Source organism: Pusillimonas minor (assembly GCF_014237865.1).
Taxonomy (GTDB): domain Bacteria; phylum Pseudomonadota; class Gammaproteobacteria; order Burkholderiales; family Burkholderiaceae_B; genus Neopusillimonas; species Neopusillimonas minor.
This window is the reverse complement of record NZ_JACJUU010000002.1, coordinates 359,484-379,722: the sequence shown is the minus strand read 5'-3', so window position 1 is coordinate 379,722 and position 20,239 is coordinate 359,484. Positions and strand designations below refer to the sequence as shown.

26 protein-coding genes are annotated in these 20,239 nt (G+C 56.9%); 5 read left to right on the top strand and 21 right to left on the bottom strand.

Going from position 1 to position 20,239, the window contains the following annotated elements; genetic code table 11:
• Nucleotide 1 precedes the first annotated feature (1 nt).
• The 10 genes from rpmD to GTU67_RS04470 form a co-directional block, all read right to left on the bottom strand.
• On the bottom strand, nt 2-190 hold the full coding sequence (gene rpmD / locus GTU67_RS04515) for a 50S ribosomal protein L30 (protein WP_093971116.1): 189 nt from the start codon (nt 188-190) through the stop codon (nt 2-4).
• A 3-nt stretch (nt 191-193) separates the two neighbouring features.
• Complete coding sequence (rpsE, locus tag GTU67_RS04510; protein WP_185778946.1) at nt 194-715, bottom strand: 30S ribosomal protein S5; 522 nt, start codon at nt 713-715, stop codon at nt 194-196.
• Nucleotides 716-730: 15 nt separating this feature from the next.
• Nucleotides 731-1,084, bottom strand: a complete 354-nt coding sequence (gene rplR, locus GTU67_RS04505; protein WP_185778945.1) for a 50S ribosomal protein L18 — start codon at nt 1,082-1,084, stop codon at nt 731-733.
• Between the two features lie 21 nt (nt 1,085-1,105).
• Nucleotides 1,106-1,639 carry a 50S ribosomal protein L6 gene (rplF, locus tag GTU67_RS04500; protein ID WP_185778944.1) on the bottom strand — a complete coding sequence of 178 codons (534 nt, stop codon included), beginning with the start codon at nt 1,637-1,639 and terminating at the stop codon, nt 1,106-1,108.
• Nucleotides 1,640-1,649: 10 nt separating this feature from the next.
• Nucleotides 1,650-2,045 (bottom strand): 30S ribosomal protein S8, encoded by a 396-nt coding sequence (gene rpsH / locus GTU67_RS04495; protein ID WP_185778943.1) that lies wholly within the window; start codon nt 2,043-2,045, stop codon nt 1,650-1,652.
• A gap of 11 nt (nt 2,046-2,056) precedes the next feature.
• A complete protein-coding gene (gene rpsN, locus GTU67_RS04490) occupies nt 2,057-2,362 on the bottom strand; it encodes a 30S ribosomal protein S14 (RefSeq protein ID WP_093971121.1) in 306 nt (101 codons plus the stop codon).
• A gap of 11 nt (nt 2,363-2,373) precedes the next feature.
• A complete protein-coding gene (gene rplE, locus GTU67_RS04485; RefSeq protein WP_185778942.1) occupies nt 2,374-2,913 on the bottom strand; it encodes a 50S ribosomal protein L5 in 540 nt (179 codons plus the stop codon).
• An 11-nt stretch (nt 2,914-2,924) separates the two neighbouring features.
• Nucleotides 2,925-3,245 (bottom strand): 50S ribosomal protein L24, encoded by a 321-nt coding sequence (rplX, locus tag GTU67_RS04480; protein WP_185778941.1) that lies wholly within the window; start codon nt 3,243-3,245, stop codon nt 2,925-2,927.
• Nucleotides 3,246-3,254: 9 nt separating this feature from the next.
• On the bottom strand, nt 3,255-3,623 hold the full coding sequence (rplN, locus tag GTU67_RS04475) for a 50S ribosomal protein L14 (protein ID WP_093971124.1): 369 nt from the start codon (nt 3,621-3,623) through the stop codon (nt 3,255-3,257).
• A 308-nt stretch (nt 3,624-3,931) separates the two neighbouring features.
• Nucleotides 3,932-4,687: a maleate cis-trans isomerase family protein gene (locus GTU67_RS04470; protein WP_283245239.1), complete on the bottom strand. Its 756-nt coding sequence runs from the start codon at nt 4,685-4,687 to the stop codon at nt 3,932-3,934.
• A gap of 139 nt (nt 4,688-4,826) precedes the next feature.
• Here GTU67_RS04470 and GTU67_RS04465 point away from each other — a divergent pair, with 139 nt between their 5' ends.
• Nucleotides 4,827-5,711 (top strand): LysR substrate-binding domain-containing protein, encoded by an 885-nt coding sequence (locus GTU67_RS04465; RefSeq protein WP_185778940.1) that lies wholly within the window; start codon nt 4,827-4,829, stop codon nt 5,709-5,711.
• Here GTU67_RS04465 and GTU67_RS04460 read toward each other — a convergent pair.
• Nucleotides 5,687-6,628, bottom strand: coding sequence for a LysR family transcriptional regulator (locus GTU67_RS04460; RefSeq protein WP_185778939.1), 942 nt, complete (start codon nt 6,626-6,628; stop codon nt 5,687-5,689). The genes GTU67_RS04465 and GTU67_RS04460 overlap by 25 nt on opposite strands.
• A 107-nt stretch (nt 6,629-6,735) precedes the next feature.
• Between GTU67_RS04460 and GTU67_RS04455 the strand changes: the two genes are divergently transcribed.
• From GTU67_RS04455 to GTU67_RS04440, 4 genes are read left to right on the top strand one after another with little or no spacing between them, the layout of a single operon-like run.
• Complete coding sequence (locus GTU67_RS04455) at nt 6,736-7,869, top strand: cupin domain-containing protein (RefSeq protein ID WP_185778938.1); 1,134 nt, start codon at nt 6,736-6,738, stop codon at nt 7,867-7,869.
• A 32-nt stretch (nt 7,870-7,901) separates the two neighbouring features.
• Nucleotides 7,902-8,813, top strand: a complete 912-nt coding sequence (locus GTU67_RS04450) for a fumarylacetoacetate hydrolase family protein (RefSeq protein WP_185778937.1) — start codon at nt 7,902-7,904, stop codon at nt 8,811-8,813.
• A gap of 5 nt (nt 8,814-8,818) precedes the next feature.
• Nucleotides 8,819-9,841 carry a carbon-nitrogen hydrolase family protein gene (locus GTU67_RS04445; RefSeq protein WP_185778936.1) on the top strand — a complete coding sequence of 341 codons (1,023 nt, stop codon included), beginning with the start codon at nt 8,819-8,821 and terminating at the stop codon, nt 9,839-9,841.
• An 11-nt stretch (nt 9,842-9,852) separates the two neighbouring features.
• Nucleotides 9,853-10,599 (top strand): GntR family transcriptional regulator, encoded by a 747-nt coding sequence (locus GTU67_RS04440; protein ID WP_185778935.1) that lies wholly within the window; start codon nt 9,853-9,855, stop codon nt 10,597-10,599.
• A gap of 156 nt (nt 10,600-10,755) precedes the next feature.
• Here GTU67_RS04440 and GTU67_RS04435 read toward each other — a convergent pair whose 3' ends face one another.
• The 10 genes from GTU67_RS04435 to GTU67_RS04390 form a co-directional block, all read right to left on the bottom strand.
• Nucleotides 10,756-11,451, bottom strand: a complete 696-nt coding sequence (locus tag GTU67_RS04435; protein WP_185778934.1) for an ABC transporter ATP-binding protein — start codon at nt 11,449-11,451, stop codon at nt 10,756-10,758.
• Nucleotides 11,451-12,203, bottom strand: a complete 753-nt coding sequence (locus tag GTU67_RS04430) for an ABC transporter ATP-binding protein (protein WP_185778933.1) — start codon at nt 12,201-12,203, stop codon at nt 11,451-11,453. The genes GTU67_RS04435 and GTU67_RS04430 overlap by 1 nt, the downstream gene beginning before the upstream one ends.
• The gene (locus GTU67_RS04425) at nt 12,196-13,164 is read right to left on the bottom strand and encodes a branched-chain amino acid ABC transporter permease (RefSeq protein ID WP_185778932.1); all 969 of its coding nucleotides are present in this window, start codon (nt 13,162-13,164) and stop codon (nt 12,196-12,198) included. Before GTU67_RS04425 ends, GTU67_RS04430 begins: the two co-directional genes overlap by 8 nt.
• 6 nt (nt 13,165-13,170) lie before the next feature.
• Entirely contained in the window at nt 13,171-14,085 is a 915-nt protein-coding gene (locus GTU67_RS04420; RefSeq protein ID WP_185778931.1) for a branched-chain amino acid ABC transporter permease, read from the bottom strand.
• A gap of 265 nt (nt 14,086-14,350) precedes the next feature.
• Complete coding sequence (locus GTU67_RS04415; RefSeq protein ID WP_185778930.1) at nt 14,351-15,526, bottom strand: ABC transporter substrate-binding protein; 1,176 nt, start codon at nt 15,524-15,526, stop codon at nt 14,351-14,353.
• A gap of 45 nt (nt 15,527-15,571) precedes the next feature.
• Entirely contained in the window at nt 15,572-16,771 is a 1,200-nt protein-coding gene (locus GTU67_RS04410; RefSeq protein ID WP_185778929.1) for a 3-hydroxybenzoate 6-monooxygenase, read from the bottom strand.
• 83 nt (nt 16,772-16,854) lie between these two features.
• Entirely contained in the window at nt 16,855-17,493 is a 639-nt protein-coding gene (maiA, locus tag GTU67_RS04405; RefSeq protein WP_185778928.1) for a maleylacetoacetate isomerase, read from the bottom strand.
• Between the two features lie 4 nt (nt 17,494-17,497).
• The gene (locus GTU67_RS04400) at nt 17,498-18,196 is read right to left on the bottom strand and encodes a fumarylacetoacetate hydrolase family protein (protein WP_185778927.1); all 699 of its coding nucleotides are present in this window, start codon (nt 18,194-18,196) and stop codon (nt 17,498-17,500) included.
• Between the two features lie 201 nt (nt 18,197-18,397).
• Complete coding sequence (locus GTU67_RS04395; protein ID WP_185778926.1) at nt 18,398-19,261, bottom strand: fumarylacetoacetate hydrolase family protein; 864 nt, start codon at nt 19,259-19,261, stop codon at nt 18,398-18,400.
• Nucleotides 19,262-19,274: 13 nt separating this feature from the next.
• Nucleotides 19,275-20,213 carry a hydroxymethylglutaryl-CoA lyase gene (locus tag GTU67_RS04390; RefSeq protein ID WP_185778925.1) on the bottom strand — a complete coding sequence of 313 codons (939 nt, stop codon included), beginning with the start codon at nt 20,211-20,213 and terminating at the stop codon, nt 19,275-19,277.
• Nucleotides 20,214-20,239 lie beyond the last annotated feature (26 nt).

Below are 20,239 nucleotides of genomic sequence, written 5' to 3'. Positions count from 1 at the left end.
TTCAGGCTTCCGAGACAGTCACGAGGTAATCCACTTTGCGGATCATCCCACGGACCTCGGGGGTGTCGACCAGCACGCTGCTGCTGTTGACACGACGCAGACCCAGGCCGCGAACGGTTTCGCGGTGAGACTGCTTGGTGCCAATAACCGAGCGCACGAGCGTTACTTTGATTTGTTTCTGTGTCGTCATGACTTACCCCAGAATATCTTCAACCGACTTGCCACGCTTGGCAGCGATGTCGGAAGGTGTCGAGCAGGCTTGCAGACCGTTCAACGTGGCGCGAACCAGGTTGTACGGGTTGCTGGAGCCGAGGCTCTTGGCCACAACGTTGCGAACACCCATCACTTCGAAGATAGCGCGCATTGGGCCGCCGGCGATAACACCGGTACCTTCTGCGGCAGGCGAAATGAGAACGGTAGACGCACCGTGCTTACCTACAACGGTGTGGTGCAAAGTGCCGTTTTTAAGCGGTACTTTGTACAGGCCGCGACGGGCCTGTTCCATAGCCTTTTGAACGGCAACGGGAACTTCGCGGGCTTTGCCCTTACCCATGCCGATGCGGCCATCGCCATCACCAACAACGGTCAGCGCTGCAAAGCTCATGGTGCGACCACCCTTGACCACTTTGCTGACGCGGTTGACCGCAATCATTTTTTCACGCATGCCGTCGTCATTTTCTTTGTCGGCGGTATGCTTGCCTTGTGCTTTAGCCATTTGACAATTCCTTGCTTAGAATTTCAGGCCGGCTTCACGCGCGGCGTCGGCCAACGCTTTGACGCGGCCATGATAACGGAAGCCCGAGCGGTCGAAAGCAACTTGTTCGATACCAGCTGCTTTTGCTTTCTCGGCGACACGCTTGCCCACCAGAGTGGCTGCTTCGACGTTGCCGCCGTTAGCCAGTTCTTTGCGGACTTCTGGTTCGAGCGTCGAGGCGCTGACCAGAACGCGGTCACCTTCCGGCGAAATAATGTTGGCGTAAATGTGCGAGTTCGAACGGTGCACCGCCAGGCGATTAACGCGCAGTTCGGCGATTTTCCGGCGAGTGGCAACCGCACGACGCAAACGGGAGATTCTTTTGTCCATAATTCTTCCTTGCCTACGCGCTTATTTCTTCTTGGCTTCTTTGAGGATGACTGTTTCATCCGAGTAACGCACGCCTTTGCCCTTGTAGGGTTCGGGTTCGCGATACGCACGGATTTCGGCAGCTACCTGGCCAACGACTTGTTTGTTTGCACCCTTGACCACGATTTCGGTCGGGGTCGGGCATTCGACTTTAATGCCTTCGGGTACTTCGTGAACGATGTCGTGCGAGAAACCGAGTTGCAGTTTGAGCGCGGTACCCTGAGCCTGGGCGCGGAAACCCACGCCAACCAGGTTCAGTTTGCGCTCGAAGCCGGTGCTCACGCCGGTAACCATGTTGGCCACCAGTGCGCGAACCGTACCCGACATTGCTTTGGCGTGACGCGAGTCGTTAGCCACTGCAAATGAAAGTTTGCCGTCTTCGAGTTCGACCTTGACGTCGCCGGTAAGGGCCTGGGACAGTGTGCCCAAAGGACCTTTAACGATGATTTGGTCGGGATTGATAGTTGTTTCAACGCCCTTAGGCAGCTGAACAGGATATTTTGCAATACGTGACATATGATTCCCCTTATGCTACGTAGCAAAGTACTTCGCCGCCAACGCCCGCAGCGCGTGCTTTGCGGTCGGTCATGACGCCACGGGGGGTCGAAACGATGGCAACGCCCAGGCCGTTCATGACCTGAGGAATTGCGCTGCGACCTTTGTAGATACGCAGACCGGGGCGCGATACGCGCTCGATGCGTTCGATAACCGGGCGACCGGCGTAGTATTTAAGGCCGATTTCGAGAACAGGCTTGGCCTGGTCACCGGTGACCTGGAAACTGTCGATGTAGCCTTCGTCTTTCAGCACGGCAGCAATAGCTACCTTCAGCTTCGAGGAGGGCATGGTTACCGACGTTTTGTTGACCATTTGCGCGTTACGAACGCGGGTCAACATGTCGGCGATGGGATCGCTCATGCTCATGGTGTTTTCTCCTACCAGCTAGCTTTAGTCATGCCAGGCACTTCGCCACGCAGCGCCATTTCGCGCAGCTTGTGACGGGTGAGCCCGAACTTGGCAAAAACACCACGAGGACGGCCAGTAACAACACAACGGTTGCGCTGACGACTCGGGCTCGAGTTGCGAGGAAGTTTTTGCAGTTGCAAACGTGCCTGATAGCGCTCTTCGTCAGTTTTCGACTGGTCGTCGATGATGGCTTTGAGTGCCGCACGCTTGGCAGCGAATTTTTCGGCCAGCTTGGCGCGTTTAATGTCGCGATTAATCAGTGAAAGTTTAGCCACGTCATCGCCCCTTAATTGCGGAACGGGAAGCTGAAGGCTGTAAGCAGCGCTTTGGCTTCGTCGTCAGTCTGGGCAGTAGTAGTGATGCTGATGTTCAGACCACGAACTGCGTCGATTTTGTCGTATTCGATTTCGGGGAAAATGATTTGCTCTTTCACCCCGACGTTGTAGTTACCCCGGCCGTCGAAGGCGCGACCCGAAATACCACGGAAGTCGCGTACGCGCGGCAAAGCCACGGTAACCAGACGATCGAGGAATTCGTACATGCGCTGACCACGCAGGGTGACCATGCAACCAATGGGGTAGTTTTCACGGATTTTGAAGCCCGCGATAGCCTTGCGTGTTTTGGTGACAACAGGCTTTTGACCGGCGATCTTGGTGAGATCGGCAACGGCGTTTTCAATAACCTTTTTGTCAGCCACAGCTTCCGAGACACCCATGTTCAGGGTAATCTTGGTGATGCGCGGCACTTCCATGATACTTTTGTAGCCAAATTTGGCCTGCAGGTCGGCTACGACCTTGCTACGGTAAAACTCTTGTAAACGAGCCATTTTGTCGCCCCTTACGCTTTAGCGCCAACGACAGCGCCGCTGGAACGAAAAATACGAACTTTGCGGCCATCGACTTCTTTGACACCCACGCGGTCGGCTTTGCCGGTCTCGGGGTTGAACAACGCAACATTCGAGATATGAATGGGCATGGTTTTGTCGATGATGCCACCCTGCGAACCCGCCATGGGGTTGGGTTTGACGTGTTTTTTAACAACATTGATGCCTTCGACCAGCACGTGGTCGGCATCGACGCGCTGCAGCACGGTGCCGCGGCGCTTTTTGTCGCGACCGGTCAACACAATGACTTCGTCGCCTTTACGGATCTTTTCCATGGTCGCTCCTTACAGCACTTCTGGGGCCAAGGACACGATCTTCATGAACTTCTCTGTACGCAATTCGCGCGTAACAGGTCCGAAGATGCGGGTGCCGATGGGTTCCAGTTTGGCATTGAGCAAAACTGCGGCGTTGCCGCCGAACTTGATCAACGAGCCGTCTTTACGGCGTACGCCTTTGGCAGTGCGAACTACCACAGCGTTGTAAATTTCGCCTTTTTTGACGCGTCCGCGCGGTGCGGCTTCTTTGACGCTAACTTTGATAACGTCGCCGATAGCGGCATAACGGCGCTTGGAGCCGCCCAACACCTTAATGCACATGACAGAGCGTGCACCTGTGTTATCGGCCACGTCCAGCGTGGTCTGCATTTGTATCATGATTTTTCCTGTGCCAACTTAGCCAAGCCTGCCTTACCAACCATTGGTAAAACGCCTGACCAGTTTTGGTCCCGTCAGGCTTGTTGCCAAGCCCTGGGTTGAAATCTGCCTAAATTGCCAAAGCTACCGGTTATTGCCATTTACCGTTTAAGGTAAACACCCAACTTCGCAGGCAGCTTTAAGCCTGGTACTACTAATGGGGGTTTGCCAGCCATTAGCCAGCAAGTTTTCTAGTATAAAACGCCTTGTCAATTAAAGCAAGACGTTTTATACGCAAGTTGTTGATATAAGCGCTAATTTGCAACAGCCTAGAAACGACCCGACAGCAGGCTGCCTGCGTTTTCTACTTTGCGCTCGAGGCCCAGGGCCTTAAGCATTTGGTAAACCGTGCTGATGGCGGCGGTGGTGACCGGCAGGCCCAGGCTGTTCTCGACTTGCTGTACCGACTGGAACGAGGGCATTTGCACGCAGGCCGACAACACGACGGCGTCGGCATTGGCGGTATTGACGCGTTTGATGTGCTCGGCAGGGGCCAGCGGGTTTTGACGGCCAACTTCGAGGTTGTCGGGGATTTCGAGCGAAACGGCGTCAAGCACTTCGATGCCTTCGCTTTCGATGTAATCGACCACGAGCTGAGTCAGGGGCTTCATGTAGGGCGTCAGGATAGAGACCTTTTTGGCGCCCATGGTGTGCAAGCCCTCGACCAAGGCACCGGCGCTGGAAATGACGGGCGCAGGATTGCCGTTGTCGACGGTAACCTGGTGCAGGCGCTTTTCCGATTCGCGGTGGTAGCCCTTGCCCATGCTCATGATGGCGACCAGGCAGGCGTAACCCAGCACGTCGACCTGCGCATCTGACAGCTCGAGCGCGCAACGGTCGGAGTCTTTGTCCATGGCGGCGAGTTCGTCTTTGGTCACTTTCTTCATGCGCATACGGCTTGAGTGGAACGTGAAGCGTTCTTCGGGGAACTGGGCCGCGCGGCTAAGCAACATGAGCGGGATCTCAGTTTCCATGGTGGTGTTGGAACTGGGGACGATTTGGCCAATACGATAAATGCGAGACATAAAACACACCTTTTAAATGAGTTAGCGCTAAGATAGTCGCTGATTTCTTCGACTAAAACCAATACAAATTTCGTCTTGAGAGTCAGGTTTGGGCTATAGGCCCGCCCCCGACCCCCACGCAAGGCCTTTGCACCTGCGCATGGAACTTCGACAACTTCGCTACTTTACGGCACTGGCCGAAGAGCTTAACTTTACCCGCGCCGCCGAACGCCTGCACATTTCGCAGCCGCCACTTAGCGCGCAAATTGCCCAGCTCGAGGCCGAGCTGGGCGTCAAGCTGTTCGACCGCAACAGCCGCAAGGTGTCGCTCACCGACGCCGGTGCGGCCTTTCTGCGCGACGTCCGGGTAATACAGGCCCGGCTGAAAGAAGCCACCCAACGTGTGCAAGATATCCATTCGGGGCTGGCCGGTCGCATCGAGATCGGGTTGTCGGGATCGCATTTTTTAGGGCCGTTACCCCAATGTATTGGCGAACTGGCCCACGCCTACCCCGACATCGATGTCGTACTGAACGAAATGGCCCCGAACGACCAGCTTGATGCCCTTCGGGAACAACGTATCGACATCAGCATCTCGAGGCAACACGTCGAAGACGACCTGCTGCGCAGCGAACCGTTATGGCCCGACCCGCTGTGGGTGGCGCTGCCGCAGGGCCATGCCCTGGGCAGGCAAGCCGTACTCACGCTCGACCAGCTGGCCACCGAGCGGTTCATCATGCTGCGTCGCGATACCTCGAAATTTGCACAACAAATATATAACGCCTGCCTTCAGCGGGGTTTCACCCCCAATGTCATTCACGCCGTGTCCGAAGTCCCCGCCCAGCTCAGCCTGGTCAGCGCCGGGCTGGGGGTGGCCATCGTACCCGGCTCAACCCGGCGCTATCGGGCCCAAACCCTCAGCTTTTGCCCCCTCGAAGACATCGGCATCCATACCCAGGTGCACGCGGTGGTTCGCAAAGCGCACCGCAAGTCGGCTATCGACACGGTCTTGCAGCAGCTTCAGTCATTTTCATCCGCCTCATGATACCGGGTGACATCGCGCACGCAATCCAGCGCGCGCTCGATGGTGTTCGGAAATATTTCGTCGTTTCGCCAGTACATCGACACCGAGCCAAAGCCTTGCAGCTCGACGGGCACAATTCGGATCAGGTTCAGGCGGGACAGCATTTGCGTCGAGCGATGCGATGCCGTGCCAATAACATCGCTATTGGTCAGCAAGGTAATGTTGGCGATAACTGAGTTGGACTCAATGTAATTTTTCGGCAGCTTTCTGCCGGCCGACGCCAGCGCGGCCTCGAGGGCGTTGCGCACGGGCGTTTCACGCGGCCAGACAATCCAGCGGTAACGCTCAACGTCTTCCCAACCAATCGATTTCTGGGCAAATAGGGGGTGGCCCGGCCGGGCGACCAAATCCACCGGCTCGACATACAGCAGTTCGCTGCTGATCTGAATATGATCGTGCACCTGCTTGCTGGTGCGCCCAATCACCACATCCAGCTCACCTTGCGCCAGCAAGGTCAGCAAGCGGTCCATGGTGCCCTCAACCAGGTCAACACGCAGTTCGGGCATACGCTCGCCCATGCGCAAAATAGCCAGTGGCGCGGCCACGGATGCCGCCGCCCCTGACGCCCCGATGACCACCCGGCCCGACACTCCATCACGCAGCGTCATCATGTCGACGGCGGCCCGATCGAGCTGCGAGAGCACGCGTCGGGCGTGTTCGATCAGCACCTGCCCGTGTGGCGTGGGCACCAGGCCGCGCGCATGTCGCTCGAACAACGTCAGGCCCACATCCTCTTCCAGCTCTTTAAGCCACTTGGACAAGCCGGGTTGCGTGGTGTTCAGCATCGTTGCCGAATGGCTGAGGTTCCGGGTTTGCTCGAGGCTGAGCAAGTAACGCAGGTTGCGAAGCCGGATCCGGTCGGTCCAGTCTGTGGCCATATCTTGTCCTGAAGTAGCGTGACCGGCTTGTCATCCCCGATCAAAACGAATATAGTCTTCGAAAATTATGGTTATTTTATAAAATCCTAACCTCTGAGGGTCACACCATGAAATCATCCGCCCGCGAGAACAACAACTTCCGCGAAGACGTTCTCGGTCGTGCCAACGTCGAAGATACACCCGAACTGCTGGCTTACTACGACGAGCTCGAAAAAATGAATACGGCCGCCCTCTGGACGGTGGCCAATAAAATCGAACCCTGGTTCCCGCAATCCAGCTCGGTGCCGGTATTGTGGCGCTTCAAAGACCTGCGCGAACACGTCCTGAAATCGGTGTCGCTGGTGTCGCCCGAAAAAGCCGGCCGTCGGGTCATTTACCTCGACAACCCGGGCCGTCGCGATGTTGCGGCTGCGGTGGGCTGGTTGTATTCGGGCCTGCAGGTCATGCACCCGGGCGAACTGGCCTCGGCACACGCTCACTCGGCCAGCGCACTGCGCTTTATTATGGAAGGCAAGGGCGCCTTTACCATTGTTGACGGCCACAAAATGACATTGGGCGCAAACGACTTTGTGCTGACGCCCAACGGCACATGGCACGAGCACGGCGTGTCGGAAGACGGCACCGCCTGCATCTGGCAAGACGGGCTGGATATCCCCCTGATGAATGCGCTGGAAGCCAACTTCTACGCCGTCCACCCCGACTTGCAGCAAGCCGTCACCTACCCTGTCGATGACAGCACCGCCACCTGGGCCAACCCCGGTCTGGTGCCCGCCAACGATAAATGGTCGCATGGCTACTCGCCTTTGCTCAAGTACGAATGGGCGCCGACCTACGAATCGCTAAGCCGCTACGCCAAGGTTACCGATGGCTCGCCCTTTGACGGTGTACTGATGAACTACGTCAACCCCAAAACCGGCGGCCCGGTCATGCAAACCATTGGCGCCAGCATGCAAATGCTGCGCCCCGGCGAGCACACCAAAGCACACCGCCACACCGGCAGCTTCATTTACCAGGTCGCCAAGGGCCAGGGCTATTCCATCATTAATGGCAAGCGCTTCGACTGGCAAGAGCGCGACATTTTCTGCGTGCCGTCATGGGCCATGCACGAACATGCCAACGGCAGCAGCAGCGAAGATGCCTGCCTGTTCTGCTTCAACGATATGCCCGTCATGAATTCGCTGGGCCTGTACCGCGAAGAAGCACTCAAAGAAAACGACGGTCATCAAAAAATCATCGCCTAACCCTCTTACTCTGACTTACTCAAGGATTACTCATGCGTTTAGTTACTTATCGCCGCACCGTCAACGAAGAAAGCCGCCTGGGCGCACTGGTCGACGACCTGGTCGTTGACCTGCAATGGCTGGGCGATGCGGCCGGCATCGACCTGCCCGCCGACATGCTCGACTTCATTGACCTGGGCCCCCAGGCCGTTAAAAGCGCCACCGAGCTGCTGAACACCTACCGCGAAGACTGGCCCGTCGGCGTGGCCATCCCCGTACAAAACGTCAAGCTGTTGGCCCCTATCCCCCGCCCACGTAAAAACATCTTCGGCATTGGCCTGAACTACACCGAGCACGTCGCTGAATCGGCAAAATCGCTCGACACCTCGCCCGATCTGCCCAAGCAGCCCGTCATTTTCTCGAAGCCGCCCACCACCGTCATTGGTAATGGCGACGCCATCGAGCACAACGCAAAAATCACTCAGCAAATGGACTGGGAATGCGAACTGGCCGCCATTATTGGTACACGCGCCAAGCGCGTCGAGCGCAAAGACGCGCTGCAGTATGTCTTTGGCTACAGCATCATGAACGACATCAGCGCACGCGACAACCGCCGCTCGGGTCAGTGGATCTACTCTAAAGGCCAAGACACCTACGCCCCGTTTGGTCCTTGCATCGTCACCGCAGACGAAATCGGCGACCCGCAAAACCTGAAGCTCTGGCTCACCGTCAACGGCGTCGAAAAACAGAACTCGAACACCGCCTACATGCTGTTCAAAGTCGACGAACTGATTGCCGACATCAGCCAGGGTATTACGCTTGAACCTGGCGACATCATCGCCACCGGCACCCCCGCAGGTGTTGGTGCCGGCCGTACGCCCCAAGAGTGGCTGTGGCCTGGCGACGTTGTCGAATGCCACATTGAAGGCATTGGCTCGTTGCGTAACCCCGTTGTTGCGGTGTAAGCCTTATGCTGAACTTACCTAAAACCAAGGTAGCGGCCGTTCAGGCCGCCCCGGTATTCCTGGATACCGACGCTACGGTCGAAAAAGTTTGCCAGCTGATTAAAGAAGCCGCCGACAATGGGGCCAAACTGGTCGCCTTCCCCGAGGTGTTCATTGCCGGTTACCCCTACTGGAACTGGTTCATGTCGCCCGTCGAGGGCAGCCCCTGGTTCGAGAAGCTGGTGCGTAGCGCCATCGAACTGCCCGGCCCCGAAATCCGTCGCGTCGCACAAGCGGCCAAGGCCCATGGCGTCCACGTCGTCATCGGCTGCAACGAGCGCAACAAGAACGGCGTCAGCACGCTGTACAACACGCTGGTGTTCATTGGCCCCGACGGCAAAATTTTGGGGCGCCACCGCAAGCTGGTGCCCACCTGGGCCGAGAAACTGACCTGGGCCAACGGCGACGGCAGTTCGCTGCGTGTGTACGACACCGCCATCGGCAAACTGGGCGGCCTGGCCTGCGGCGAGAACACCAATACGCTGGCTCGTTTCAGCCTGCTTGCGCAAGGCGAAATGCTGCACGTGGCCAGCTATATCTCGCTGCCGGTTGCACCGCCCGATTACGACATGTCCGAAGCCATCAAGGTTCGCGCCATGGCGCACTCGTTCGAGGGCAAGGTTTACACCATTGTGTCGTGCTCGACGGTCTCTGAAGAAATCATCGACACCTTCAAGGCTACCCACCCGCAAGCCGAAACGCTGCTTCGCCGCGAAAACAGCGCTTTCTCGGGTGTCATTGGCCCAGATGGCCGGGTCGTAGGCCAGCCCCTGATCGACAAAGAAGGCATCGTCTACGCCGATGTCGACTTGTCCAAATGCATTCAGCCTCGCCAAATGCACGACATCACCGGGCACTACAACCGTTTCGATGTCTTCGACCTGCGTGTCAACCGTCGGCCGCAGCAAGCCGCCCAGTTCTTCGACGCCGACAGCGCCGTCAGCTTCGAAGATGACGACAGCGACGAAGCTGCCGACGAAAGCCGTTAATTGATGTCTGTATGAACGTCCTGACAGAACTGACCCCGCTTGACACCAGCGCCACCGAGAAATCGGTGACGCTGGCCGAGCAGGCCTACCGGGCGATCAAACGCGACATCGTCTCGGGGGCTTTGCCCCCGGGCTCGGCGCTGCGTCTGGAGTTTTTGAAAGGCAGATACCAGTTAAGCTTTTCGCCGCTGCGCGAAGCGCTGAACAGACTGCAAAGCGAACGACTCGTCGACGCAGCCGCCCTGAAGGGTTTTAGAGTCTCCCCCTTGTCGCTCAAAGAAATGCGCGACTCGATGAACACCCGCATTCTGATCGATTGCGAAGCCCTGAAGCGCTCGATTGAACGCGGAACCGATGATTGGGAAACCCACGTGGTGGGCAGCCTGCATACCTTGTCGTTGGTTACCCGCCGCCACAACAATGGCGAGCTGGGCGAAGCCTATTACGACCAGGTCGAACAACGCCACCTTGGCCTGCACCAGGCCCTGATCAGCGCCTGCGATTCGCGCTGGCTACTTGAGTTTTCGATGACGCTGTACGTTCAGACCGAACGCTACCGCCGGCCCATGCTGGTTGACCTGTACAAAAACAGTGCACCGCGCGATGTGTCTAAAGAGCACCGCGACCTGGTCGACGCTACGCTGAGCCGCGACACGCACGCCGCGACCCAACTGCTGGCGCAGCATTACCAGAAAACAGCAGACCTGATCGAAGCGTCGCTGAACAGCCACCCTACGCCGGCCAACAAAAAGGGCTGAGCGCCTGTCGGCCCCCAGCCCTTTTTTACCCTGACGCCTGCCAGCTGCTGCGAGGCACCGCCTTGACGGGGCACCTACACTACGCTAATTACCATTAGCACCAAGACCGGCGTAGCTGCGGCCATAACCAACCGCAGACACGCCGTTTACGACAGCTTAAACCCCCAGATACTGATTGACCAGATCGGGTTGCGCCATCAGCTCGTCTGACGAGCCGTTCCAGACGATACGGCCCTTTTCGATGATGTGGTGGCGATCGACCAGTTGGTGCATTTCTTTCAGGTTTTTATCGATCAGCAAAATGGTTTGGCCTTCGCGCTTCAAGCGGTTAAGGCAAGCCCAGATCTCCTGGCGAATAACGGGTGCCAGGCCTTCGGTGGCTTCGTCAAGAATTAGCAAACGCGGATTGGTGAGCAACGCACGGCCGATGGCCAGCATTTGCTGTTCGCCGCCCGACAACGTGCGCGCCGACTGGGTGCGACGCTCGAACAACCGCGGGAACAATTCGTACACCGCTTCCAGCGTCCAAGGGCCCTGGGTATCGTTGCGCGACGTTGCATACAGGTTTTCGTAGACGCTTAACGAGCCGAATACGTGACGCCCTTCGGGCACCAGACCGCAACCCAGGCGAGCGATACGGTGTGGACGATAGCCGTTAACGACTTCGTCGCCCAGACGAATCGTACCCGCACGCAAGGGCAACATGCCCATGATGGTACGCACCGTGGTGGTTTTACCCATACCGTTACGGCCAATCAGCGACACGACGGTTTTATCGGGGATTTCAAGGTCCAGGCCAAACAAGACCTTGCTTTGACCATAACCAGATTCAATTTTTTCAGCTTTTAGCATTATTCATTTCCCAGGTAAGCATCACGCACCTCGGGGTGCTCGCGGACTTCGTCTGGTGTCCCCGTGAAAATAGGATGACCATAGACCAATACCGTCACGCGGTCGGCCAATGCAAACACAATGTCCATGTCGTGCTCGACCAGCAACATGGCGTACTGGCCCTTAAGGCTGAGCAGGATGTCTTTCATGAGCATGGACTCTTCAGCCCCCAAGCCAGCCATGGGCTCGTCGAGCAACAGCACGGGTGCATTCAGAGACAATGCCACCGCCAGTTCGAGCTGACGTTTTTCGCCGTGCGCCAGAGAGGACACGAGCTCGTTGGTCCGATGCGCCAAACCCACTTTTTCCAGGGCTTCGCGGGCGGGCTTCCGCAAGGACTCGTCTTTACGGGCGTTGCGCCACAAGCTGAACCGTTTGTTAGTCCCTGCCTGCACCGCCATGGCCACGTTATCTTCGACAGTAAAGTCGTGATAAAGCTGGCTGATCTGGAACGAACGTGCCAGACCCACCGCAGCACGCTCGTGAGGCGGTACGCGGGTGATGTCTTTGCCGTCTAGCAGGATCTGACCCGAGTCGGGCATGATCTCGCCGCTGATTTGGGAAATCAGGGTCGTTTTACCGGCCCCGTTGGGGCCGATCAATGCATGAATTTCGTCGGCGTAAACCGTCAGGTTGACGTCGTCGGTAGCCGCCAGCGCGCCAAAAGACTTACGCAGGTTGCGGATTTCGAGTTTGGGTTGTTTATTAGTCATTATTGCGTCCTCCGACCAACCAGCCAAAGATGCCTCGGCGGCTAAAGAGAACCACCAAAATCAAAACCGGGCCCAAGAAAAGCATCCAGTTTTCTGTCCAGGCCGTCAGCACTTGCTCGAGGCCCAGGTACACAGCCGCACCGATAATGGGGCCAAAAATAGTACCCATACCACCCAGAACAATCATGGCCATGAGCTCACCCGATTTCAGCCACGAAGCCATATCGGGGCTGGCATACAAGGCGTAGTTGGCCCACAACACACCGGCCAGGCCCGTACCCGCAGCCGAAATCACAAAAGCCGTGAGTTTGTAGCGCATCGGGGCATAGCCCAAGTTGATGTTGCGGCGCTCGTTTTGCTTGAAACCACGCAGCACCATACCGAAGGGCGAGTTGACGATACGACGGCACACCCAGACCCAGACAATCAGCATGGCCAGGCACAGGTAATAGAAGGTGACGTTATCGTCGATGTCGATACCCGGGATGACATTACGGTTGGTGATGGACATACCATCATCGCCGCCGTACTGAACCAGGCCGACCAGCACGAAGTACAGCATTTGTGCAAAAGCCAGCGTAATCATGATGAACTGGATGCCGCTAGTACGCAGCGACAACGCCCCCATGACCAGACCCACCAGCGCGGCGATGATCATGGCCAGCGGCCAGATAATGAGCGCGGAGTTACTGCCGGCCCAGCCGAAAATGGTATCGCCCATGTCCATGTGGAAACCGATGATGCCGACCACATAGCCGCCAATACCAAAAAACGCCGCGTGACCAAAGCTGACCAGCGCGCCATAACCCAGGATAAGGTCAAGACTGACTGCGGCCAAAGCATAGATGACAAAGCGTGTCACCATGCTGACCAAAAAGGTGTCGTCGCTGACGTTGGCGATGGGCGGCACCAGAAGAAGCAGGGCAAAAATTATGCCGACAATGATGTATTTACGGGTCATTATTATTTACCTTTGTGCAGGAACCAGCCCACGGGGTTTAACCAGCAGGACAATTGCCATAAGAATGTAAATACTGGCCGAGACCAGGCTGGAGCTGACCGAATCGCTATATTCGGGCGGCAAGATCTGGGACATCCAGATCGGGATATAAGCCCGACCAAATGAATCGACCAGACCCACCAGCAACGAACCCACCAACGCACCACGTACAGAACCGACACCACCGACCACAATAACAACCAGCGTGGTGATGAGGATTTTTTCGCCCATGCCGATTTCGATGGCCAGCAGCGGGGCCCCCATGACGCCGGCAAAACCGCCCAGCAACGCACCCAGGCCAAACACCAGCAAGAACAGGCGGCGGATATTAATACCCAGGGCATCGACGATTTCGGCATCGTCGGCACCGGCGCGCACCAGCATACCGACACGTGTGCGCGAGATAAGGAACCAGAGCCCAATCGCCACCAGCACGCCGGCGCCAATAAAGGCCAGACGCATGATGGGGTAATTAAGGCCGGGCAGAATTTGCACCGAACCCGACAGCAAGGGCGGAATATCGACAAATGGCGGACTACGGCCAAACACTAGAGTCACCAGCGCATTGGTGAAGAAAATCACACCCAGCGTGGCCAGCACCTGATCGAGGTGATCGCGGTGATACAAACGGCTGATAATGAGCTTTTCAACGATAAGGCCATAGACCCCCGCGCTGAATACTGCTGCAATAATGGCTACGGTAAACGAGCCGGTAATGGCGACTGCCGAGGCCGCGCAAAATGCGCCCACCATATAAAACGAGCCATGCGCCAGATTCACGACATTCATGATGCCGAAAATCAGGGTCAGGCCCGCCGATAGCAGGAACAACAGGGCACTGTACTGCAGACCATTCATGGCCTGCTCTACGAACATATACATGGGAACTTTCCGTTTGCGCCGACCACAAGCAGGCAGAACGCCCGAATGCAATCAGCTGGTCTTTGTGTTGGTTCTGCGAGCGCAGGAAACTTGAAGAGGCAAGACCACAGAGATGATGGCGAACAACGAAGTACGCCGGTGTCTCCAAGAGCCCTCAAGTCTTTGTGCTAACAGTAGACTTCTTAAAATTTTCTCTACTTTAAACACAAATACTTTAACCTTCAAGCTTCTTGTAAGAATACCGGCGTATTTTTTACATTTTTTTTCAGTTCATCTGACACTCAGCGACATACGGGTCGGTGTGATCCTTGACGATGGTCTCGACAAACTTATAGTCGAGCTCACCCTTTTCGTTGGGTTCGACACGCACCATAAACCAGTCTTGAATGGGGTGATGGTTGGCTGCAAACTTGAAGTTGCCACGCACGCTTTCGAAGTCGGCTTTACGCAGTGCCGCACGGAACTCGTCGGCCTTGCCGGTAACATCCCCACCTACCGCTTTCAGGGCCGAAGCCATCAGGCGACCGGTGTCGTACGAGGTTGCCGCATACACGGTGGGGCGACGGCCATATTCTTTTTGGAAGGCTTCAACAAATTGCTTGCTGGCCGCGTTGTCCATGCCGGCTGTCCATTGTGTGGTCAGGTAAAAGCCCTTGCTGGCATCGCCTGTGGCTTTAAGCATGCGGTCGTCCATCGAATACAACGTGGTAACCATTTTGACTTTTTCGCCCAGGCCGGAATTGGCCCACTGCTTGGCAAAGTTGATGCCGGCGCCACCGGGCAAGAACTCGAATACGGCTTCGGGTTCGAGCGAACGGATGCGTGCCAGTTCGACCGAGAAGTCGGATTGGTCAAGCTTTGTGTAGATTTCGGCAATGATTTCGCCCTTGTACACACGCTTGAAGCCGCTTAGCGCATCGCGACCCGCCTGGTAGGCAGGCGCCATGATGACCATTTTCTTGATGCCCATGTTGTTGGCGGCAATGGCGGCGCTGTCACTGTAAGAGTCGTTCTGGAAGGCGACCGAGAAGTAGTTCTTTTCGCAACCCTTGCCGGCAAAGGTAGACGGGCCGGCGTTAAGGCTGACGTAAAAACCGCCCGACTTCATGACGGTAGGTACCACGGCAACCAGTACGTTCGAGAAGTTGATGCCGGTGAACAGACGAACGCCGTCTTGCACCATTTTTTCGGCAATCTGCTTACCCGAACCCGGCTTGAGGCCGTCGTCTTCGACGATAACGTTAACAGGCACGCCACCCAGCTTGCCGCCTTCTTGTTTAACGGCCAGCAAGAAACCATCGCGCTCGTCTTCACCGATATACCCGGCCGGCGTCGACAAAGTGGTAATCAAACCGATGTCGAGGGGCTTGTCGGCGGCATTGGCCATAACGGCTGTCAGCCCCAGGGCCATGCCCAAACCTACTTTTTTAAGCAGTTTCATAGAAATCTCCTCCCGAGATTACAAGTGTTGAATCAATTGCGAATGTTAGCGCGGCTCGAGACAATTGTCTTTACGCCAGCCGTACAGCCATTCGAGCTGGGTGTAGAACTGTTCTTGGGTTTTGCCTTTCCAGAGCAAATTACGCACCTGGCGTTCGACACCTTTAGCGTGATAGATGCGGCCCATTTCGCGAGTAGACCACACGACACGCGCAGTACGCGGAATACGCACTGATTCGTACAGACGGAATGCCGCGTCGATATCGCCCTCGGCTTTGGCAAAAGCCTCGCCCAGCGTAACCGCGTCTTCAATGGCCATACACGCGCCCTGCGCCATGTATTGCGTCATGGGGTGGGCAGCATCACCCAGCAGGGTGCAACGGCCGGTGCCCCAGGCCTCAACGGGGTCGGCGTCGGCCGTTGCCCAACGGCGCCACGATGTGGGGCGGTCGAGCATTTGGGCGGGGCGCGGATGAATCCCCTGGAAGTACGACAACACTTCTTCTTTACTACCTTCGCGAACACCCCATTCTTCTTGTTCACGGCTATGAAAAGTCACGACAAGGTTGTATTGCTTGCCGGCGCGCAGAGGGTAATGCACCAGGTGGCAGCGTGGACCGGCCCACAATACAGGGGCATTAATGCGCAGATCTTCGGGCATATTGTCGCGCTCTACCACGGCGCGGTACACCACGTGACCGGTCACACGATGCTGGGCGCCAATGGTGCGGGCACGAATCACCGATTTAACGCCGTCGCAACCCACCACCGCATCGGCCTTGTAGACCTCGCCCTTGGTGTCGATGACTTCAACGCCGTTGGGGCCAACCTTGACTTCTTCAACGTGCGTGGAAGTTTTGAATTTGATGAGCGGATTGTCTTGAACCGCCTCGAGAATCGACAAGTGAATGTCGGCGCGGTGGATCACGGCATAGGGGTTGCCAAAGCGCTCGCGGAACTTTTCGCCGGTTTCGATACGCACCACTTCGGTGGCGTCGATGGCGTCCATCATGGTGGTGTGATCGGTAAAGACGGCACGGTTGCGGGCTGCCTGGCCGACGCCCAGGGCGTCGAGCGCGGCAAAAGCGTTAGGGCCCAACTGGATGCCTGCACCAATTTCGCCAATTTGGTCGGCTTGTTCGAGCAGCAAAATTTCGATGCCCTGGCGCGAGAGCGACAAAGCCGCGGCCAGGCCACCTATCCCGCCCCCAACAATAATCACTTTCTGTTTCGCTGTGTTTGTCATGATGTCCACCTTGTGTAGAGACGTGACGAACCCCAGCCTGTCGTTACCGGGCCGTCACGTACCTGACTGATTTTGAATAAAGATCAGGGTTGATAATCGGGTTGCTTTGCCGGTGCCGCTTGCTGGAACGCGGGCAACGTATTGCAATGTTCGTACACGGCCATCACCCGCTTGTAAGGGGTCAGGTCGCACTTCATGCGTAGCGCGTTCGCTACCTGCGGCACCAGGCAGCAGTCGGCCAGCGAGACTTGGTCGTCGAAGCAGAATTTTTGCGACCCGGCGCGCTCGAGCAAGGCTTCGAGCGACGTGAAGCCTTCGGCGATCCAGTGCGCATACCAGGCGTTTTTCTGTTCTTCGGTTACGCCCAGCTCTTTGACCAGATACTTCAGGACGCGCAGGTTGTTCAGTGGATGAATGTCGCAGGAAATTAAATTGGCCAGTTCGAGCACACGGGCGCGCTTGGCCGGGTCGGCCGGGATCAGGCGTGGCTCGGGGAATTTGGCGTCGAGGTAGTCGGCAATGGCCAACGACTGACCCAAATGAAACCCGTTATCGTCGAGCATGGGGACGCTGGCGCTGGGGTTCTTCTGGACGTAATCGTCGTTTTTGTGCTCGAGCACACGGATATTGACCGGCACCTGATTAACCTGCGCCTGCTTGAGGCCCAGGATAATGCGCACGCGGTAAGACGCAGAGCTGTTGAAGAAGGTGTAGAGATCCATGGCCTTACACCACCTTAACCTGAATTGCCCCCAAACCTTCGACTTTACCGACCATCAGGTCGCCCTTGACGACCGCGCCCACGCCTTCGGGGGTACCCGTGTAAATGAGGTCGCCCTCTTCGAGGCGGAAGTACTTGGAAAGATAAGCAACGGTTTCGGCAACCGACCAGATGAGTTTGTCGATGCTGCTTTTTTGTTTGACCTGGCCGTTAACCTCGAGGGAGATTTCGGCTTTTTCGAGGTGGCCGGACTGCGCGACCGGATGCAGCGGGCCAATGGGGCCGCTGTCGTCGAATGCTTTGCCCAGTTCCCAGGGGCGGCCCATTTCGCGCATTTTCATTTGCAGGTCGCGACGGGTCATGTCGAGCCCCACCGCATAACCCCAGACATGGTTAAGCGCGTCTTCGACACTGATGTTGGAACCGCCCTTGCCAATTGCTGCAACGAGCTCGATTTCGTAGTGATAGTTACTGGTTTCGGAAGGGTACGGAATGGACAGCGTGTCGCCATATGCGACCGGGCGGACGGAGTCGGCCGGCTTGCAGAAGAAGAAGGGCGGTTCGCGATCGGGATCGAAACCCATTTCGCGGGCGTGAGCGGCATAGTTGCGACCAACACAATACACACGGCGAACCGGGAACGTATCGGACGAGCCGACCACCGGGACGGCGACGATTTCGGGAGCTTTTACGACGTATGACATGGCAGTCTCTTTAATATGGGTGCCACACCATCAGGGCGGCAGACGTGTTTTGGATGTTTTTTTAAATATACGTCTTTTACGCGGGCTTGGGGCTGTTTTGGTATACGCGAAAAGATGAAATATTTTTATCAGGCATAACCAAAAAGAATACCTTTGGTGTATACCGACCCAACACGTCTGCCGTTACGGCTGATTTGCCGATTACTGCTTGGGCGAACGTACCGCGACTTCGACTTCGCCAATGCCCTGCATCGTGACGCGAACAGTATCACCGCCAACGACGGGGCCGACACCTTCGGGCGTGCCGGTGAACAGAATATCGCCGGGGTGCAGGGTGTAGAACGACGAAGCGTACTCGATGAGTTGCGGGATGTTCAGGATCAGATCGCGCGTATTGGCCTTCTGGCGGGGCTCGCCGTTAACGGTCAGCTCAAAATCGAGGGCCGACGGGTCGGTCAGCTCGTCAGATGTCACCATCCAGGGCCCCACAACGCTGTACGAGTCGATAGACTTGCGCATACTGCGCTCTTCTGGACCGCGGGTGGTCATGTCCAGGCCAATGCAATAGCCGGCCACATGATCAAGCGCGTTGGCCTGGCTGATGTTGCGGCCGGCCTTGCCGATCACAACCACTACTTCGGCTTCGTGGTCGTTACGACGGTTGGGGTGCTCGATATCAACACCTGCGCTAACACCAACCAAAGAGCTGGTCGCTTTCAGGAACAGGCCGATCTTCTGAATTTCAAGAATGGCGTTCTGGTGGTGAATTTGCTCGTCGGTACGCGCTTCTTCAAGATGCTTCTTGTAGTTGACGGGCGCAGCAACGATTTTGCCGGGGTTGGCCACCGGGCTTAGAAAGCTGACGCTGCCGACGGCATGCGATTCGGCGCTGGGCAAAAGGGCGTCAATACGTGCGCGCACCTTGTCGAGATTGGCGATCAGCAAATCGACGGTGGGCGCGGGGTAGCGAATTTCGGGCAGGACGTCGAGCGCAGCAGTGACGTCAAATACGCGGTCACCCTGGACCACACCCAGTCGATTGTCATTAAAACGGCAGATTTTCAATTTGAGGCTCCGGTTAAATATTGCGCACCGCGTCGGGTACGGGATAGCGGCGCGTATAAGGCCCCGCCTTGGCCACCTGGCCGGGCACATCGTGGCCGACAATTTCAGGTAACAGGCGGGAAATTTCTAAAAGTCGGGGCAGATCGACCCCGGTGTCATAGCCCATGGCGTCGAGCATATGGACCATATCTTCGGTACACACGTTACCGCTGGCGCCGGGCGCAAAAGGGCAGCCGCCCAGACCACCCAGCGAGGCGTCGAAACGATCGACACCCGCCTGAAGGGCGGCCAGCACGTTAGGCAGGCCCATGGCGCGGGTGTCATGAAAATGCGCGGTCAAGACCAGGTCGGGCCAGCGCTGCTTTACCGCGTTGCACAGCCGTGCAACCTGCGCCGGGTTAGCCACGCCGGTAGTGTCGCACAGGCTGACGGCCTGAATGCCCATGTCGATATACCGCTGCACCAGGTCAAGCACCGTGGCTTCGGGGACCTCGCCATCGAAAGGACAACCAAAGGCCGTCGATAGGGACGCATTAATGGCCGCACGACCATCGATGTAATCGACCACCTGCCGGAACTGTTCAAGCGACTGGGCCTGGGTCATGCGCAGGTTGGCCAGGTTATGGGTATGACTGGCCGACATAAACAGATTGATTTCATCGACATTGCAGGCCAGGGCGCGCTCGCACCCACGGACATTGGGCACCAGCGCCGCGTACAGCACGCCCTCAACCCGGTCGATTTGCGACATCACCGCTTCGGCGTCGGCCAGGTTCGGAATGGCCTTGGGCGAGGTAAACGATGTGACTTCAATTTTGGCCAACCCCGTATGCGACAGGGCATTGATCAATTCAATCTTTTGCTCGGTGGGCACGAAACGGGGCTCGATCTGGAAGCCGTCGCGTACGGATACTTCTTGTATGTACAGTTTTTTACGGGGTGAAGTGCTCATGATCAACCTTTATATGTGCCGGTGCC